Source organism: Oryzihumus sp. (genome assembly GCF_054325275.1).
Genome location: NZ_JBTCWL010000032.1, coordinates 23,842 through 40,670, shown reverse-complemented (window position 1 = coordinate 40,670; position 16,829 = coordinate 23,842). Strand labels below are relative to the sequence as shown.

Here is a 16,829-nt window from a genome sequence, read left to right as displayed (position 1 = left end):
GAGGCCACCCGGCACGTGCCCGACGACCGCACGATCGTGGTCGAGCGGTTCCGCGACGAGCTCGGCGACTGGCGGGTGGCCGTGCACTCCCCCTTCGGGGCGCAGGTGCACGCACCGTGGGCGCTGTGCGTCTCGGCGCGGATGCGGGAGCGGTTCGGCGTCGACGTGCAGGCGATGCACGGCGACGACGGCATCGTCTTCCGCCTGCCCGACATCGAGCTCGAGGGCGAGCACGGCGGGGCGGTGGGCGCCGAGCTGCTCGCCCTGGTCGCGCTCGAGCCCGACGAGGTGCACGACCTCGTGACCACCGAGATCGGCGGCTCGGCCCTGTTCGCGTCCCGGTTCCGCGAGTGCGCAGCCCGGGCGCTGCTGCTGCCCCGCCGCCGGCCGGACCGACGCCAGGCGCTCTGGCAGCAGCGCCAGCGCGCCGCGCAGCTGCTGGAGGGGGCCAGCAAGTACGCCTCGTTCCCGATCATCCTCGAGACCGTGCGCGAGTGCGTCCAGGACGTGTTCGACGTGCCGGGTCTGGTGTCGCTCATGGGCGACCTGCGCTCCCGGTCGGTGCGGATGGTCGAGGTGGAGACGACGACCCCGTCGCCGTTCGCCCGGTCGCTGCTGTTCGGCTACGTCGCCCAGTTCCTCTACGAGGGCGACTCCCCGCTGGCCGAGCGCCGCGCCGCGGCCCTGGCCCTCGACCCCACCCTGCTGGCCGAGCTGCTCGGCCGGGGCGAGGGCGCCGCCCTGCGCGACCTGCTGGACCCGGCCGAGCTGGCCCGCACCGAGGCCGAGCTGCAGCGCCTGGCCGAGGGGCGCCGGGCGCGCGACGCCGAGGACGTCGCCGACCTGGTCCGGGTGCTCGGGGCGCTACCGCTCACCGCGATCCACGAGCGCTGCGTCGAGGGCACGACCGCCAAGGAGCTCTCCGGCTGGCTGGTCGACCTCGAGAGCGACCGGCGGCTCATCCGGGTCCGCATCGCCGGCGAGGAGCGCTGGGCCGCGATCGAGGACGCCGGTCGCCTTCGCGACGCCCTGGGGGCGGCCGTGCCGGTGGGCGTGCCCGAGGTGTTCCTGGAGCCGGTCCCCGACCCCCTGGGCGACCTGGTGGCGCGCTACGCCCGCACGCACGGGCCGTTCACCCTGCACGACGTGGCCACCTGGTTCGGGCTGGGCACCGCCGTGGTCGGCACCGCGGTGCAGCGTCTCGTCGGCGCCGGCCGGATGGTCGAGGGCGAGCTGCGGCCGGTGGAGTCCGGCGGCGGCCAGCACGGCACCGACTACTGCGACGCCGAGGTGCTGCGGACCCTGCGCCGCCGGTCCCTGGCAGCCCTGCGCGCCGAGGTCGAGCCGGTGCCGCCGGTCGACCTGGCCCGCTTCCTGCCCGCCTGGCAGGGCGTCGGCGCCGGCCTGCGGGGCACCGAGGGGGTGCTGCGGGCGGTGGAGCAGCTCGCGGGGGCGGTCCTGCCGGCCAGCGCGGTCGAGACGCTCGTGCTGCCCGCGCGGGTCGCCGACTACTCCCCTGCGCTGCTCGACGAGCTGACCGCCTCGGGCGAGGTCCTCTGGCGCGGGCACGCGGCCCTGCCCGGCGACGACGGCTGGGTGTCCCTGCACCTGGCCGAGACCGCCCACCTGACGCTGGCCCCTACCGGCGAGGAGCTCGAGCTGACCGCCGGGCACCAGTCCGTCCTCGACGCCCTGGCCGGCGGCGGCGCCTTCTTCTTCCGCACCCTCGCCGACGCCGTGGGAGGCACCGACGATGCGGCCCTGACCCAGCTCCTGTGGGACCTGGTGTGGGCGGGGCACGTCACCAACGACACGCTCACCCCGCTGCGGGCGCTGCTCTCCGGCGGGCGCACGGCCCACAAGCCCCGCCGCACGGCCCCCCGCTCGACCCGCTACTCCGGCCGGGCCGGCTCGCTCGGCGCGCTGTCGGGACGCCGGCCGGCGACCGGGCGGCCCGCGCTGCCCGCCCGGTCGGGTCCCCCGACCGCCGCCGGACGCTGGTCGCTGCTGCCGCCGGTCGAGCCCGACGCCACGGTGCGGTCCTACGCCACGGCCGAGGTGCTGCTCGACCGCTACGGCGTCGTGACCCGCGGGTCGGTGGTGGCCGAGGGCGTGAGCGGCGGCTTTGCCGGGGTCTACCGCGTGCTCGCTGCCGCCGAGGAGTCCGGCCGCGTGCGCCGGGGCTACTTCGTCGAGGGCCTGGGCGCGGCGCAGTTCGCCACCACCGGTGCGGTCGACAGGCTCCGCGCCTTCAGCCGGCCGCTGCCCGAGGTGTCAGCCCCCGCCATGCCCGAGTGGGAGACGCCCCTGAGCGGTGGCTCCGACTGGGCCGGTCCCGGGTCCGGGTCGCGCCCGGGTGCCGCCGGCAGCCGGCCCGGGTTCGGCGACGCCGGGGCGCGCCGGGGTCCCGGAGCACACCGGCCAGGAGCCCGTGGGCCTGCCGGCCCGTCCGCCGTGGTCCTCGCCGCCTCCGACCCGGCCAACCCCTACGGCGCGGCGCTGTCCTGGCCCGAGCGGGCCGGCGACGCGGGCGGCCACAAGCCCGGGCGCAAGGCGGGGGCACTCGTGGTCCTCGTCGACGGCTCCCTGGCCATCTACGTCGAGCGCGGCGGCAAGACGCTGCTGTCCTGGACCGAGGAGCTTCCGGTGCTGCAGGCGGCCGCCGACGCGCTGGCGCTGGCCGTGCGCGAGGGAGCGTTGGGGCGGCTGACCGTCGAGAAGGCCGACGGTGGCTCGCTCCTCGGCTCCGACCACCCGCTGGCCGCTGCGCTGGCCGAGGCCGGCTTCCATGCCACCCCCCGCGGCCTGCGCCTGCGGCGGTGAGGTCTCGCCATGCCTGAGGGCGACACTGTCTGGCGCACCGCCCACCGCCTCGACCAAGCCCTGGCGGGGTCACCCCTGCTGGTGGCCGACCTGCGCTGGCCCTCACTGGCGACGACCGACCTGCGCGGCGCGACCACGCTCGAAGTCATCAGCCGCGGCAAGCACATCCTGCAGCGGCTGGACACCGGCCGTACGCTGCACAGCCACCTGCGCATGGAGGGGCAATGGCGGGTCGAGGCCACCCCGCAGGTCACCGGGCGCCAGCTCGCCGGCGACCGCGTGCGGGCTGTCCTCGGCACCGCCGACTGGACCGCGCTGGGACTGCGCCTGGGCATGCTCGACCTCGTGCCGACCGCGGAGGAGCGCACGCTGGTGGGCCACCTGGGCCCGGACCTGCTCGGGCCGGACTGGGACGCCGCGCTGGCCGTGGCCAACCTGCGCCGTGAGCCGGGACGGGCGCTGGGGGCCGCGCTGCTGGACCAGCGCAACCTGGCCGGCATCGGCACCCTGTGGGCGGCCGAGTCACTGTTCCTCGAGGGCCTGCACCCCTGGACGCCGGTGGGCGAGGTCGATGACGCGGCGCTCGCCGGCGTGGTCGAGCGCGCCCACCGGCTGCTCGGCGCCAGCCGGCACCAGGCGGTGCAGACGAGCACCGGCAGCACCCGCCGCGGCGAGACCAGCTACGCCCACGCCCGCTCGGGTCGGCCGTGCCGGCGCTGCGGTGGCAGCATCCGGGTGGCCATGATCGGCGAACCGTCGCAGGAGCGCACGATGTTCTACTGCCCGGGATGCCAGGGCGGGCTGGGACCGACCGACGACGGCGGGCCGCAGCGACCGCTGGGGTCGGGCCCACGGCAGACTCGTGCGGGCTACCGCCCCCGCTGAGTCGCGCCGAGCTGGAAGCGGAGCTGGACGTTGTTGCCCCTTCAGCAGACCTGAAGGGGCAACAAGGTCCAGCTGGGAGGATTCTGGCAGCGCCGGCGCGTCAGGCGGCGGAGGCGGAGACCAGGCGGCCGGAGATCCGGGTGACCGGCAGCGCGACCGGGGCGTTGACCGCCTCGGACTCGGCGACGCGGTCGGAGACGTGGCTGAGCACCTGCGACAGCGGGAGGTTCAGCGCCCCGCAGATCGAGGCCAGCAGCTCGGATGACGCTTCCTTCTCACCGCGCTCCACCTCGCTGAGGTAGCCGAGGGAGACCGAAGCCGACGCGGAGACCTCGCGCAGGGTGCGCCCCTGGGCCTGGCGCTGCTCGCGGAGCACGTCACCGAGTTCACGACGAAGCAAGATCATGACGCCTCCTCCACTTGGCTCGGACTTGCGATGTTGCCCCACGGTACCGCGAGGGGTCGGTCCCGCGCCTGCGGGATGGTGGCTTTGCCGCACGTCAGGCTCAACCCGCCGGAGGGGGTGCATCTTCCCCGGCCCGCCCGCCGCCGCCCCCGGGACGGGCGGACAGCTCGTCCTCGTCGAGCATCTCCTGGGCCAGCAGGTCCAGCACGGCCGCCACCGACCGGCGCCGGATCTCGGCGCGCGAGCCGGTCAGGGACAGTGCCTGCACCCGGGTCGTGCGCGGGCCGGCGACGGCCACGAACACCGTGCCCACGGCCTTGCCCTCGGAAGGCTCGGGGCCGGCCACACCGGTGGTCGCCAGGCCGTAGGTCGCGCCCAGCCGCTCGCGCGCCGCGCACGCCATCTGCTCGGCCACCCCGGCATCCACCGCCCCGCGCGAGGCCAGCAGCCCGGCGTCGACACCAAGGACCGAGGCCTTGACCTCCACGCTGTAGGCCACCACGCCGCCGCGCAGGACCAGCGACGACCCCGGCACGTCGGTGAGGGCGCCGGCGACCAGGCCACCGGTGAGCGACTCCGCCGTGGCCACGGTCAGGCCCCGGCCGGTGAGCCGGCCCACCAGGTCGGCGCACACGGCATACACCTCGGGGCCGACCACGCCACCCTCGCTCACGGCGACTCGTGACCGCTCGCCGCGGCGCGATCGGCGGCCTCAGCCGCCTTCGCTGCCTCACGCTCGGCGCGCCGGGCGCGCTTGGCGGCCGCGCGCGGGCTCGTCTGGCGCAGGGTCAGCGCCCGCGCGACGTAGTCGACGCCGGTCACGACCGTGACGATGACGGCCAGGGCCATGGCGACCACCGCAACGTCGTGCCACGCACCGGACAGCGGCAGCACGTAGAGGGCGATGGCGACCGCCTGCACGCCCGTCTTGAGCTTGCCGCCGCGGCTGGCCGGGATCACGCCGTGCCGGATGACGAAGAACCGCAGGACGGTGATGCCGAGCTCGCGGGCGAGGATGACGATGGTCACCCACCACGGCAGCTCGTCGAGCAGGGACAGCCCGACCAGGGCCATGCCCACCAGCGCCTTGTCGGCGATCGGGTCGCTGACCTTCCCGAAGTCGGTGACCAGGCCGCGGCGCCGGGCGATGTCCCCGTCGATGCGGTCGGTCAGCAGGGCCACCCCGAACACCAGCGCCGCGGCGATCCGCCACTTGGCCTGCGTGCCGTGGTCCAGCAGCAGGAGCCAGCCGAACAGCGGGACCAGCAGGATGCGCAGGACCGTCAGCGCGTTGGCGATGTTCCAGGCGCTGGGCTGCTGCTCCGGCTCCCCGAGGACGACCGGCTCGTCCGGGTCGGGCGCGGGGCCCTCCGGCGTGGGCAGCGCCGCGTTCACACCGGCTCCGCGACCAGGTCGATGCCCTCGGTCGCGACGACCCGGGCGGTGACCAGGTCGCCGACCGCGGGGGTGGGGGCGCCGTCCGCGAGCTCGAGCAGGGTGACACCGTCGACGTCGGGGCCCTGGTGGGCCGCACGACCGGAGACCTCCTCGTCGTCGACCTCCTCCACGAGGACCTCGACCACCTCACCGAGGCGCTCCTCGGCGCGCTGGATGTTCAGCTCCTCCACCAGCGAGGTGAAGTGGGTCAGGCGCTCGGCCACGACGTCCTCGGGCAGCTTGCCGTCGTAGGTCTCGGCCTCGGTGCCGTCCTCGTCGGAGTATCCGAACACCCCGGTGACGTCGAGCCGTGCCGCGGTGAGGAAGGCCTCGAGCTCGGCGACGTCCTGCTCGGTCTCGCCGGGGAAGCCGACGATGACGTTGGAGCGGATCCCGGCCTGAGGCGCCCGCGCACGCACCTGGTCGATGAGGTCGAGGAAGGCCTGCCGCGAGCCGAACCGGCGCATCCGGCGCAGCAGCGACTCGCTGGCGTGCTGGAAGGAGATGTCGAAGTAGGGCACGACCCCGGGCGTGGAGGCCATGACGTCCAGCAGGTCCATGCGGATCTCGGCGGGCTGCAGGTAGGACACCCGCACCCGCTCGATCCCGTCGACGGCCACCAGCTCGGGCAGCATCGTGTCCAGCAGCCGCAGGTCGCCGAGGTCCTTGCCGTAGGACGTGGAGTTCTCGCTGACGAGGAAGATCTCCTTGACCCCCTGCTCGCCCAGCCACCGGGCCTCGGCCAGCACGTCGGAGGGTCGGCGCGAGACGAAGGCCCCGCGGAACATGGGGATCGCGCAGAACGCGCAGCGCCGGTCGCAGCCGGAGGCGATCTTCAGCGGCGCCCAGGGCCGGCCGTCGAGCCGGGCCCGGATGACCCGCGGCCCGCTGGCGGGCACCGGGCCCTCGATCGTCACGGTCTCGGGGACGCGCACCTCGGGAGCCGAGCCGTGGCCGGGCAGGGCCACCGAGCCCGCGCCCTCCTGGCGGCTGGCCGGGGACAGCGGCAGCAGCCGCCGGCGGTCCGAGGGGGTGTGTGAGGCGGGCTTGTGACCGTTGAGGATGGCCGAGAGGTGGCCGGACATGTCGGCGTAGGAGTCGAAGCCAAGCACGGCGTCGGCCTCGGGCAGCTGGGAGGCGAGCTGCTCGCCATACCGCTCGGCCAGGCACCCCACCGCGACCACGGCCTGGGTGCGGCCCTCCCCCTTGAGGTCGGAGGCTTCGAGCAGGGCGTCGATCGAGTCCTTCTTGGCCTGCTCGACGAACCCACACGTGTTCACCACGGCGACGTCGGCCTCGGCGGCGTCGTCCACCAGAGTCCAGCCTTCGGAGGCCAGCCGGCCGGCCAGCTCCTCGGAGTCGACCTCGTTGCGGGCGCACCCGAGCGTCACCAGGGCAACGCTGCGCGCAGGGGAAGGGGCAGGGGAGGTCATGCCCTCACCATAGTTGGGCTGCGGTTGAATGACCGCATGCCGGACTCCACCGCGACCGTTGCCCGCGTGACCGAGCTGCTGCGCCGCCACCCCCTCGTGGACGGGCACAACGACCTGCCGTGGGAGGCCCGCGAGCAGACCGGCTACGACTTCGACCGGCTCGACATCGGCGGCGACGTGGCCACGACCTGCACCGACGTGCCCCGGCTGCGGGCCGGCGGCGTCGGCGCCCAGTTCTGGTCGGTCTTCGTGCCCAGCAGCCTGCAGAACGACGCGGCGGTGGTCGCCACCCTCGAGCAGGTCGACGCGGTGCACCAGATGGTCGGCCGGTATGCCGGTGAGCTGGGTTTCGCACGCACCGCGGACGAGGTGGAACGCGTCTTCGCCTCCGGCCGGATCGCCTCGCTCATGGGCGCCGAGGGCGGCCACTCGATCGGGTGCTCGCTGGCCGCGCTGCGGATGCTCTACGTCCTCGGCGTGCGCTACATGACGCTGACGCACAACGACAACGTGCCGTGGGCCGACTCGGCCACCGACGAGCCGGTCCTCGGCGGGCTGTCGTCGTTCGGCGTCGAGGTGGTCCGGGAGATGAACCGCCTGGGGATGCTGGTGGACCTGTCCCACGTCTCGGCGGACACGATGCGTGACGCGCTCAAGGCCACCGAGGTGCCGGTCATCTTCAGCCACTCCTCGGCGCGGGCGGTGTGCGACGTGCCGCGCAACGTGCCCGATGACGTCCTGACCTCGCTGCGGGCCAACAACGGCGTGTGCATGGTGACCTTCGTGCCGGAGTTCGTCTCCCCCGTCGTGGCCGCCTGGCGCCGGGAGGCCGCAGCCGCCGCGGCCGAGGTCGGCGTGAAGTCGACCGATTACGAGGCGTTCCGGGCGTTCACCCGCGAGTACCGGCTGGCCCACCCCAAGCCGTCGGCCGCCCTCGAGGACGTCGTCGCCCACTGCGAGCACGTGCGCGAGGTGGCCGGGATCGACCACGTCGGGATCGGCGGCGACTACGACGGCACCGAGACCTACCCAGTCGGCCTGGAGGACGTCAGCGGCTACCCGCGCCTGCTGGCCGCGCTGGCCGACCGCGGCTGGTCCGACGAGGACCTGGCCAAGCTCGCCGGCGGCAACGTGCTGCGGGTGATGCGTGACGCCGAGGCCGGCGCCCGGGAGCTGCAGGAGACCCGCGGGCCCAGCCTCGCGACATACCACGGGCTGGACCGCCCCGGGAGCTGACGCAGCGCCTGGAACCTTGCGAACCAGCAGGTTCCGGGCCGGCATCAAGAACGCGTCAAGGCGCATCAGCGGTGCGTCAACGGCGGGTTGTCCCGCGTGGGTGCGGGTCTGTACTGAGGGTGTGACAGAGAACCTCGTCGCCGGGATCATCGCCGGCGCCCTCATCGTGTACCTCGTGTACGCCCTCATCAGGCCGGACAAGTTCTGATGGGGACGACACTCAGCGGACTGCTGACCATCGGACTGCTCGTCGTGGCCCTCGCCGTCGTCCATGTGCCCCTCGGCAACTGGATGGCGCGCGTGTTCACCGACGAGAGGCACTGGCGCGTCGAGCGGCTGCTCTACCGGGCCGTCGGGGTGAACCCGTCGGCCGAGCAGCGCTGGACGACCTACGCGATGTCGGTCCTGGCCTTCGCCTTCGCCGGCTTCCTGCTGCTGTTCGTGCTGATCCTGGCCCAGCTGCGCCTGCCGCTGGCCCGTGGCGCCACCGGCATGCACGTGGACACGGCCTTCAACACCGCGATCTCGTTCGTGACCAACACGAACTGGCAGGCCTACTCCGGCGAGACCGGGGTGACCGCGGTGACCCAGGCGCTGGGCCTGACCGTGCAGAACTTCGCCTCCGCCGCCACGGGCCTCGCGGTCGTGGTGGCCCTCATCCGTGGCCTGGTCCGGGTCGGTACCGACCGGCTCGGCAACTTCTGGGTCGACCTGACCCGGGCGACCACGCGGATCCTGCTGCCTCTCGCGGCGGTCGCGGCCGTCGTGCTGATCATCGGTGGCGCGATCCAGAACCTTGATGCTGCGACCACGGTTCACACTCTCTCTGGCGGCAAGCAGGTGATCGAGGGCGGCCTGGTCGCCTCGCAGGAGTCGATCAAGGAGCTCGGCACGAACGGCGGCGGCTTCTTCAACGCCAACTCCGCTCACCCGTTCGAGAACCCCAACGCCCTGACCAACGTCTTCGAGATCTTCCTGCTCCTGGCCATCCCCTTCTCGCTGCCCCGCACCTACGGCGTCATGGTCGGCGACCGCCGTCAGGGCTACGCCGTCCTGGGCCTGATGGGCACCCTGTGGGCGACCGTGATCGGTCTCACGCTGTGGGCCGAGACGCACGCCGCGCACGCCGTGACCGCGGCGATGGAGGGCAAGGAGCAGCGCTTCGGCGTGTGGAGCTCCTCGATCTTCGCCGTGTCCACGACGGGAACCTCGACCGGTGCGGTCAACTCCTTCCACGAGAGCTACAGCCCGCTCGGCGGCGGCCTGCTGGCCCTGCACATGCTGCTCGGCGAGATCTCCCCCGGTGGCGTCGGATCGGGCCTCGCGAGCGCCCTGATCATCGTCGCCCTGTCGGTCTTCATCGCCGGGCTGATGGTCGGTCGCACCCCGGAGTGGCTGGGCAAGACCATCGGGCGCAAGGAGATCACCCTCGCCGCCCTGACCACCCTCGTCATGCCGGTCCTCGTGCTGGCCGGGACCGGCCTCGCCCTGGCCCTGCCGGGCAGCCGCGCCGCCCTGCTCGCCACAGGACCGCACGGCCTGACGGAAATGCTCTACAACTACGCCTCGGCGTCCAACAACAACGGCAGCGCGTTCGCCGGCATGACCGCAGACAGCCCGTTCTTCAACATCACCCTCGGGGTGTGCATGGTCCTGGGCCGGTTCCTGCCGATCGTGCTGATCCTGGCCCTCGCCGGGTCACTGGCCGCCCAACAGCGGCGCCCCGTCACCGCCGGCACCATGCCCACGCACACGCCGTTGTTCGTCAGCCTGCTCGTCGGCATCGCCGTCATCGTGGCCGGCCTGACCTTCTTCCCCGCCCTCGCCCTCGGACCGATTGCTGAGGCCCTCGCATGAACCGCCACACCCTCGTGGCCACCATCCCGCAGGCGTTCGTCAAGCTCGACCCACGCCACCTGTTCCGCAGCCCCGTTATCTTCGTGGTCTGGGTGGGCTCACTGTGCACCACCGTCCTGTCTGTGCTGCACCCCTCGACCTTTGCGATCTCCATCACCGTGTGGCTGTGGATCACCGTCCTGTTCGCCAACTATGCCGAGGCCGTGGCCGAGGGCCGCGGCAAGGCCCAGGCCGCCACGCTGCGCAAGGCGCGCAAGGAGACCGTGGCGCGGCGCCTGCTGCCCGACGGCAGCACCGAGACGGTGGCCGGCTCCGAGCTGCGGATCGGCGACCGCGTGATCGTGGAGGCCGGCGAGGTCATCCCGGGTGACGGGGACGTCGTCGACGGCGTGGCCACGGTGGACGAGTCCGCCATCACCGGTGAGTCCGCACCGGTGATCCGCGAGTCAGGCGGTGACCGGTGCGCGGTGACCGGCGGCACCACGGTGCTCTCGGACCGGATCGTGGTGCAGGTCGCCACCAAGCCGGGCGAGACCTTCCTGGACCGGATGATCTCCCTGGTCGAGGGCGCCTCACGGCAGAAGACCCCGAACGAGATCGCGCTCAACATCCTGCTCGTGGTGCTGACGATCATCTTCCTGGTCACCGTCATGGCGATCCAGCCGCTGGCCGCCTACTCCGGCCGGGAGCAGTCGATCATCGTGCTCGTCGCGCTGCTGGTCTGCCTCATCCCGACCACGATCGGCGCGCTGCTGTCGGCGATCGGCATCGCCGGCATGGACCGCCTCGTCCAGCACAACGTGCTGGCGATGTCGGGCCGCTCGGTCGAGGCCGCCGGCGACGTCTCCACCCTGCTGCTGGACAAGACCGGCACGATCACCCTCGGCAACCGGCACGCGACCGAGATCGTCACGGTCGGCGAGGCGACGAACACCGAGCTGGCCCACGCGGCATACCTGGCCTCGCTCGCCGACGGGACGCCCGAGGGGCGGTCCATCGTGGACCTCACCCGCACGCACCTGTCCGGGCAGGACGCGGTCTCCGCCGAGCAGCTAGCCACCGAGGGTGCGCAGTTCATCGACTTCAGCGCGGCTACCCGCATGAGCGGGGTCGACCTGCCCTCGGGGACGCAGATCCGCAAGGGTGCCACCACGTCGGTCTCGCAGTGGGTGCTCGAGAGCGGCGCCCGGGTGCCGGCCGAGCTGCAGACCGTCGTCGACCGGATCAGCCAGAACGGCGGCACCCCGCTGGTGGTCGCGCAACGCGTCGGCGACGGGCCGGCCTGTGTGCTCGGCGTCGTCCACCTCAAGGACGTCGTCAAGCAGGGCATGCGCAAGCGGTTCCGGGAGCTGCGGGCCATGGGCATCCGCACCGTGATGATCACCGGTGACAACCCACTCACGGCCGCGGCCATCGCCAAGGAGGCCGGCGTCGACGACTTCCTCGCCGAGGCCACGCCCGAGGACAAGATGGCCCTGATCAAGAAGGAGCAGGAGGGCGGCCGCCTCGTGGCCATGATGGGCGACGGCACCAACGACGCCCCGGCCCTGGCGCAGGCCGACGTCGGCGTCGCGATGAACACCGGCACGTCGGCGGCCAAGGAGGCCGGCAACATGGTCGACCTCGACTCCGACCCCACCAAGCTCATCGAGGTCGTGGCGATCGGCAAGCAACTGCTCATCACCCGCGGTGCGCTGACGACGTTCTCCATCGCCAACGACGTCGCCAAGTACTTCGCGATCATCCCCGCGATGTTCCTGGCGGTCTTCCCGGGGCTGAACGGCATCAACGTGATGCGGCTGCACAGCCCCCAGTCGGCGATGCTCTCCGCGGTCATCTTCAACGCCCTCATCATCGTGGCGCTGATCCCGTTGGCCCTGAAGGGAGTCCGCTACCGACCGGTGGGGGCTGGCGCGATGCTCCGGCGCAACCTGTTGATCTACGGGCTCGGCGGCGTCATCGCCCCGTTCGTCGGCATCAAGCTCATCGACCTGTTCATCTCGCACCTCCCCGGATTGGGCTGATCTGCCATGACGTTCATGCGACAGCTGGGCGCCTCCGCCCGGATGATGCTGCTGCTCACCCTGCTCCTCGGGGCCATCTACCCCGCAGCCATCTGGGGGGTCGGCCAGGTCGTGCGGCCGTCGGCTGCCAATGGCTCCCTCGTGGAGCACGGCGGGCACGTGGTCGGGTCCAGCCTGATCGGCCAGACCTTCACCGGACCCCAGTGGTTCCAGGGCCGCCCGTCTGCCGTCGACTACAGCGGCGACGCCAGCGCGGCGTCCAACCTGCCCGCCGACGACCCACGGCAGGTCAAGGCGGTGGCCGAGCGCAAGGCCGCCCTGCTCAAGGCCAACCCGCAGGCCACCGGCGCCATCCCTGCCGACGCGCTGACCGCCTCGGGCAGCGGGCTGGACCCGCACATCTCGGTCGCGTACGCGCTCTGGCAGGTTCCGCGGGTCGCCGCGGCGCGGCACCTGTCAGCGGAGCAGGTGCGCACGCTCGTGGACGAGCACACCCAGGGCCGGTCCCTCGGCTTCCTCGGCCAGCCGCGGGTCAACGTCCTCGAGCTCAACGTCGCCCTCGCGTCGCTCGGCTCCCGGTGACCCGAACCGACCGTATGCCGCGACCCGCCGCCGCCTCGTGCGCGCGGCGGGTCGCCGGTTAGGGCGAGAATCAAGCCATGGCACGAGGCACACTGCGCATCTACCTCGGGGCAGCCCCCGGGGTGGGCAAGACCGTGGCCATGCTCTCGGAGGCGCACCGGCGCCGGGATCGCGGCACCGACGTCGTGATCGGCCTGGTCGAGACTCACGGGCGCAGCTTCACCGCCCAGCTGCTCGAGGGCCTCGAGCGCATCCCGACCCGGGAGATCGAGTACCGCGGGGCCACCTTCCGCGAGCTGGACGTGGACGCGGTCATCGCCCGCCGGCCCCGGGTCGTCCTCATCGACGAGCTGGCGCACACCAACGTGCCCGGATCGCGGCACACCAAGCGCTGGGAGGACATCGAGGACGTCCTGGACGCCGGCATCGACGTGATCTCGACGGTGAACATCCAGCACCTGGAGTCGCTCAACGACGTCACCGAGGCGATCACGGGGGTCCGCCAGCGGGAGACCGTGCCCGACGACGTGGTGCGCGCGGCGGACCAGATCGAGCTGGTCGACATGTCCCCGGAGGCGCTCCGGCGCCGGATGGCCCACGGCAACATCTACGCCGCGGAGAAGGTCGACGCGGCCCTGTCCAACTACTTCCGGGTGGGCAACCTCTCGGCGCTGCGCGAGCTGGCGCTGGTGTGGTTGGCGGATCGCGTCGACGAGGCCCTGGAGCGCTACCGCCACGACCAGGGCATCTCCGAGACCTGGCCGGCCCGCGAGCGCGTCGTCGTCGCCCTGACCGGCGGCCCGGAGTCCGACGCGCTGCTGCGCCGCGGAGCCCGGATCGCCTCCGCCGGCGCCGGCGGGGAGCTGGTCGCGGTCTACGTGGCTCGCTCCGACGGCCTGGTCGGCGCGAGCCTGGAGCAGCTGGCCGAGCAGCGCCGGCTGACCGCCGAGCTCGGCGGCACGTTCCACACCGTGACCGGCGACGACGTGGCCGAGGCGGTCCTGGAGTTCGCTCGCGGCGTCAACGCCAGCCAGATCGTCCTGGGGGTCAGCCGGCGTGGGCGGCTCCAGTCACTCCTGAGCCGCGGCGTCGGAGAGTCCGTCATCGCGGAGTCCGGCGACATCGACGTGCACATCGTCAGCCACGGCTACCGGCGCCGGGGCCTCGACCAGGTGCTGCCCGACTGGACGGTGGGCCGACGGAGGACGATCAGCGCCTGGGTGATCTCGGCGCTCGGACTGCCGTTGTTGACGTGGGCCCTGGCCTCGACCCGCGAGCACCATGACCTGCCGCTCGAGATGCTGCTCTACCTGGCCCTGACCGTGGCCACAGCCCTGGTCGGGGGGATCTGGCCGGCCCTCTTCTCGGCCATCGTCGGGAGCCTGCTGCTCAACTACTACTTCGCCCCGCCGCTGCACACCTTCACGATCGACAACCCCGGCAACGCCCTGGCTGTCCTGGTCTTCGTCCTGGTCGCCGCCTCGGTGGCCTCCGTCGTACACATCAGCGCGCTGCGGGCCAGCAAGGCGCTGGCCGCCCAGCAGGAGTCCCGCATCCTCGCCCAGCTGGCCCACTCGCTGCTGGGCACGCCCGAGCAGCTGCCCACCCTGCTGGAGCAGGCCCGCGACACGTTCTCCATGCGCACCGCCGCTGTGGTGCGGCGGGCCTCGGTGCGTGACCCGTGGGAGGTGCTGGCCGCCACCGAGGGCTTCGACGTGGCGTTGGTCGAGGGCGCCGAGGTGCGCTCCCGGGTCAACGACACGACGTTCCTGGTGATGACCGGTCGGGTGCCCCCTGCCAGCCAGGGCCGGCTGGTCTCCGCGTTCGCCTCCCACGCCGCGGCGATCCTCACCCGCGAGGAGCTGGTGGAGGAGGCCCGGGCGGCCGGCGCGCTCGCCAAGGACAACCGCACCCGCACCGCGTTGCTCGCGGCCGTCTCGCACGACCTGCGCACCCCGCTGGCGGGCATCAAGGCGGCCGTGTCCAGCCTGCGCCAGACCGACGTCACCTGGTCGGCCGAGGACGAGGCCGAGCTGCTGGAGTCCATCGAGGCGTCCGCGGACCGGCTCAATGCGCTGATCGGCAACCTGCTCGACATGTCCCGCCTGCAGTCCGGCACGGTCGCCCCGCACCTGCAGCCGCTGCACCTCGACGAGGTCGTGGCCCGCACGGTCGCCGCGCTGCCGGACGGCCAGCGTGTGCGCACGTGGATCCCGCACGAGCTGCCGCCGGCCCTGGCCGACGCGGGGCTGCTCGACCGGGTGCTGGCCAACGTGCTGGAGAACGCCCTGCGCCACTCCCCCGGCCGGCAGGAGGTCGTGGTCAACGCCAGCCGGATCGGCGGCCACCTCCAGCTGCGCGTCGTGGACCGCGGCAGCGGGGTCCCGGACAGCGCCAAGGAGGGCATCTTCGCCCCCTTCCAGCGCTTCGGCGACGTGCCTCGCGGCAGCGGCGTCGGGCTGGGACTGGCCGTGGCTCGTGGCCTGGCCGAGGCGATGAACGGATCTTTGACCGCCGAGGACACTCCCGGCGGCGGGCTGACCATCGTGGTCGACCTGCCCGTGGCGGGCGGGCAGCTGGCTGGCCCGACGCCGCCGGGGCAGGCACCGGAGGTCGCCCCGTCCGGGGGCGCCGTGGGCAGGGAGGCCTCATGACGTTCGTGCTGGTGGTCGACGACGAGCCGCAGATCGTGCGCACCCTGACGATCAACCTGCGGGCGCGCGACTATGAGGTCGAGTCCGCCGGCGACGGCCGGTCCGCGCTGCAGGTGATGCAGGAACGCACACCCGACGTGGTGGTGCTCGACCTCGGCCTGCCCGACATGGACGGCGTGCAGGTGCTCCAACAGATCCGGACGTCCTCCCAGGTGCCGGTCGTCGTGCTGTCCGCGCGTCAGGAGTCTGACGACAAGGTGGAGGCGCTCGACGCCGGCGCGGACGACTACGTCACCAAGCCGTTCGGGATGGACGAGTTCCTCGCCCGCATCCGGGCCGCGGTGCGCCGCGGCCCGTCCGACGCCGCCGACGCTCCGGTCGTCACCACTGCCGACTTCACCCTCGACTTCGGCGACCACCGCGCCACCCGAGGCGCGGACGAGGTGCGCCTGACCCCCACCGAGTGGCGGCTCCTGGCCGCCCTGGCGCAAAGTCCCGGCCGGCTGGTCACGCACGCGGAGCTGCTCCGCGCGGCCTGGGGCCCGGCATACGGGCGCGAGTCCAACTACTTGCGCGTCTATGCCAACCAGCTGCGGCGCAAGCTCGAGCCCGACCCCAGCCACCCGCGATACCTCGTCACCGAGCCCGGCATCGGTTACCGGCTCAAGGTCTGAGGCTCAGCGGGCCGGGTGGCTGTCGGCGTACGCCCGGAGCGTCGCGCCCACCTGGGCCGCCAGGGCCACCGCCACGAGCCGCTCGGCGCGGGTGGTCGCCGAGCCCGCCAGCGGCGTCATGAGGAACCGGCCCATGAAGCGCCCGCCGCTCTCGACGACGAGCTCGGTCTCGTCCTCGACCGGCAGCTCGAGGACGTCCGCGTCGAGCGTGGCCGACCCGATGCGCAGCCGGCCGTCGGCCTCGATGCGGGGTCGGCCCAGGCCGGAGTCGTAGACGAAACGGCAGCGATCGAGGTGGAGCACGTCGGCCACGTGGTCGCACGCGGTCTCGACCAGCGAGGAGGGCGAGCTCGTGCCCGCCGAGGCCGCACGGGCGATGGTCTCCAGGCCCTGCAGGTAGCCCTCGCGCCGGGACGCCGCCGCCTGCTGCCGGCGACCCCACTGGGCCACCTCGGTGACGGCGACGCCGACCGCCAGCAGCAGGAGCAGGGTCTCGACGTCGTCGGGTGAGGTGATCGTCAGACGCTGGTAGGGCTGGGTGAGGAAGAAGTCGAACCACACACCCGCGGAGGCTGCCGCCACGATGCCGGGCCAGCGCCGGCCCAGGCTGGCCACCCCGACGACCACGATGACCAGGACCAGCGCCACGCTGGTGTTGGCGACGGTGTCCCGGACCGGGACGGCGAGGAGGCAGACGGCCAACGGCACCACTACGGCCGCCAGCCACAGCAGCCGCTCACGGAGCACGTCACGTGTCATGCCTTCGTTGTAACCCGGGGCGGGTCCGGAGGACAGGGACCTTCGCGTCAACGCCGCGT

Annotated in this window: 14 protein-coding genes; 9 read left to right on the top strand and 5 right to left on the bottom strand. The window is 73.0% G+C overall.

Annotated features, from left to right (window positions below):
- Positions 1 to 2,823, top strand: a 2,823-nt coding sequence (locus tag ACXVGS_RS10240) for a DNA glycosylase AlkZ-like family protein (RefSeq protein ID WP_458536916.1), incomplete at its 5' end; no start/stop codon positions are given.
- Positions 2,824 to 2,832: 9 nt separating this feature from the next.
- On the top strand, positions 2,833 to 3,708 hold the full coding sequence (locus ACXVGS_RS10235) for a DNA-formamidopyrimidine glycosylase family protein (RefSeq protein WP_458529800.1): 876 nt from the start codon (positions 2,833 to 2,835) through the stop codon (positions 3,706 to 3,708).
- Positions 3,709 to 3,808: 100 nt separating this feature from the next.
- Here the strand turns inward: ACXVGS_RS10235 and ACXVGS_RS10230 are convergent, their stop codons facing one another.
- From ACXVGS_RS10230 to rimO, 4 genes are all read right to left on the bottom strand, one after another.
- Positions 3,809 to 4,114, bottom strand: coding sequence for a helix-turn-helix domain-containing protein (locus ACXVGS_RS10230; protein WP_458529799.1), 306 nt, complete (start codon positions 4,112 to 4,114; stop codon positions 3,809 to 3,811).
- A gap of 100 nt (positions 4,115 to 4,214) precedes the next feature.
- Entirely contained in the window at positions 4,215 to 4,787 is a 573-nt protein-coding gene (locus ACXVGS_RS10225) for a CinA family protein (RefSeq protein ID WP_458533316.1), read from the bottom strand.
- Entirely contained in the window at positions 4,784 to 5,509 is a 726-nt protein-coding gene (pgsA, locus tag ACXVGS_RS10220) for a CDP-diacylglycerol--glycerol-3-phosphate 3-phosphatidyltransferase (RefSeq protein ID WP_458529797.1), read from the bottom strand. Before pgsA ends, ACXVGS_RS10225 begins: the two co-directional genes overlap by 4 nt.
- Positions 5,506 to 6,984 carry a 30S ribosomal protein S12 methylthiotransferase RimO gene (gene rimO / locus ACXVGS_RS10215; RefSeq protein WP_458529796.1) on the bottom strand — a complete coding sequence of 493 codons (1,479 nt, stop codon included), beginning with the start codon at positions 6,982 to 6,984 and terminating at the stop codon, positions 5,506 to 5,508. Before rimO ends, pgsA begins: the two co-directional genes overlap by 4 nt.
- Positions 6,985 to 7,020: 36 nt before the next feature.
- Here rimO and ACXVGS_RS10210 point away from each other — a divergent pair, with 36 nt between their 5' ends.
- The 7 genes from ACXVGS_RS10210 to ACXVGS_RS10180 all read left to right on the top strand — a co-directional run bounded on the left by ACXVGS_RS10210 (position 7,021) and on the right by ACXVGS_RS10180 (position 16,011).
- Positions 7,021 to 8,220: a dipeptidase gene (locus tag ACXVGS_RS10210; RefSeq protein ID WP_458529795.1), complete on the top strand. Its 1,200-nt coding sequence runs from the start codon at positions 7,021 to 7,023 to the stop codon at positions 8,218 to 8,220.
- On the top strand, positions 8,132 to 8,428 hold the full coding sequence (gene kdpF, locus ACXVGS_RS10205) for a K(+)-transporting ATPase subunit F (protein WP_458529794.1): 297 nt from the start codon (positions 8,132 to 8,134) through the stop codon (positions 8,426 to 8,428). Before ACXVGS_RS10210 ends, kdpF begins: the two co-directional genes overlap by 89 nt.
- Entirely contained in the window at positions 8,428 to 10,077 is a 1,650-nt protein-coding gene (gene kdpA / locus ACXVGS_RS10200) for a potassium-transporting ATPase subunit KdpA (RefSeq protein WP_458529793.1), read from the top strand. Before kdpF ends, kdpA begins: the two co-directional genes overlap by 1 nt.
- Positions 10,074 to 12,101 (top strand): potassium-transporting ATPase subunit KdpB, encoded by a 2,028-nt coding sequence (kdpB, locus tag ACXVGS_RS10195; RefSeq protein ID WP_458529792.1) that lies wholly within the window; start codon positions 10,074 to 10,076, stop codon positions 12,099 to 12,101. The genes kdpA and kdpB overlap by 4 nt, the downstream gene beginning before the upstream one ends.
- 6 nt (positions 12,102 to 12,107) lie before the next feature.
- Positions 12,108 to 12,683 carry a potassium-transporting ATPase subunit KdpC gene (kdpC, locus tag ACXVGS_RS10190; RefSeq protein ID WP_458529791.1) on the top strand — a complete coding sequence of 192 codons (576 nt, stop codon included), beginning with the start codon at positions 12,108 to 12,110 and terminating at the stop codon, positions 12,681 to 12,683.
- A gap of 77 nt (positions 12,684 to 12,760) precedes the next feature.
- Positions 12,761 to 15,337, top strand: coding sequence for an ATP-binding protein (locus tag ACXVGS_RS10185; protein ID WP_458529790.1), 2,577 nt, complete (start codon positions 12,761 to 12,763; stop codon positions 15,335 to 15,337).
- A complete protein-coding gene (locus tag ACXVGS_RS10180) occupies positions 15,334 to 16,011 on the top strand; it encodes a response regulator (protein WP_458531695.1) in 678 nt (225 codons plus the stop codon). The genes ACXVGS_RS10185 and ACXVGS_RS10180 overlap by 4 nt, the downstream gene beginning before the upstream one ends.
- 3 nt (positions 16,012 to 16,014) lie before the next feature.
- On the opposite strand, the gene ACXVGS_RS10175 is transcribed toward ACXVGS_RS10180, so the two are convergent.
- The gene (locus tag ACXVGS_RS10175) at positions 16,015 to 16,770 is read right to left on the bottom strand and encodes a DUF4118 domain-containing protein (RefSeq protein ID WP_458529788.1); all 756 of its coding nucleotides are present in this window, start codon (positions 16,768 to 16,770) and stop codon (positions 16,015 to 16,017) included.
- Positions 16,771 to 16,829: the final 59 nt, after the last annotated feature.

Bases quoted from the DNA above. Each gene is read 5' to 3' on its own strand.
- ACXVGS_RS10180 (WP_458531695.1), top strand. From the start codon at position 15,334: ATGACGTTCGTGCTGGTGGTCGACGACGAGCCGCAGATCGTGCGCACC.
- kdpC (WP_458529791.1), top strand. From the start codon at position 12,108: ATGACGTTCATGCGACAGCTGGGCGCCTCCGCCCGGATGATGCTGCTG.
- kdpB (WP_458529792.1), top strand. From the start codon at position 10,074: ATGAACCGCCACACCCTCGTGGCCACCATCCCGCAGGCGTTCGTCAAG.
- kdpA (WP_458529793.1), top strand. From the start codon at position 8,428: ATGGGGACGACACTCAGCGGACTGCTGACCATCGGACTGCTCGTCGTG.
- ACXVGS_RS10235 (WP_458529800.1), top strand. From the start codon at position 2,833: ATGCCTGAGGGCGACACTGTCTGGCGCACCGCCCACCGCCTCGACCAA.
- ACXVGS_RS10185 (WP_458529790.1), top strand. From the start codon at position 12,761: ATGGCACGAGGCACACTGCGCATCTACCTCGGGGCAGCCCCCGGGGTG.
- rimO (WP_458529796.1), bottom strand. From the start codon at position 6,984: ATGACCTCCCCTGCCCCTTCCCCTGCGCGCAGCGTTGCCCTGGTGACG.
- ACXVGS_RS10230 (WP_458529799.1), bottom strand. From the start codon at position 4,114: ATGATCTTGCTTCGTCGTGAACTCGGTGACGTGCTCCGCGAGCAGCGC.
- ACXVGS_RS10210 (WP_458529795.1), top strand. From the start codon at position 7,021: ATGCCGGACTCCACCGCGACCGTTGCCCGCGTGACCGAGCTGCTGCGC.
- ACXVGS_RS10175 (WP_458529788.1), bottom strand. From the start codon at position 16,770: ATGACACGTGACGTGCTCCGTGAGCGGCTGCTGTGGCTGGCGGCCGTA.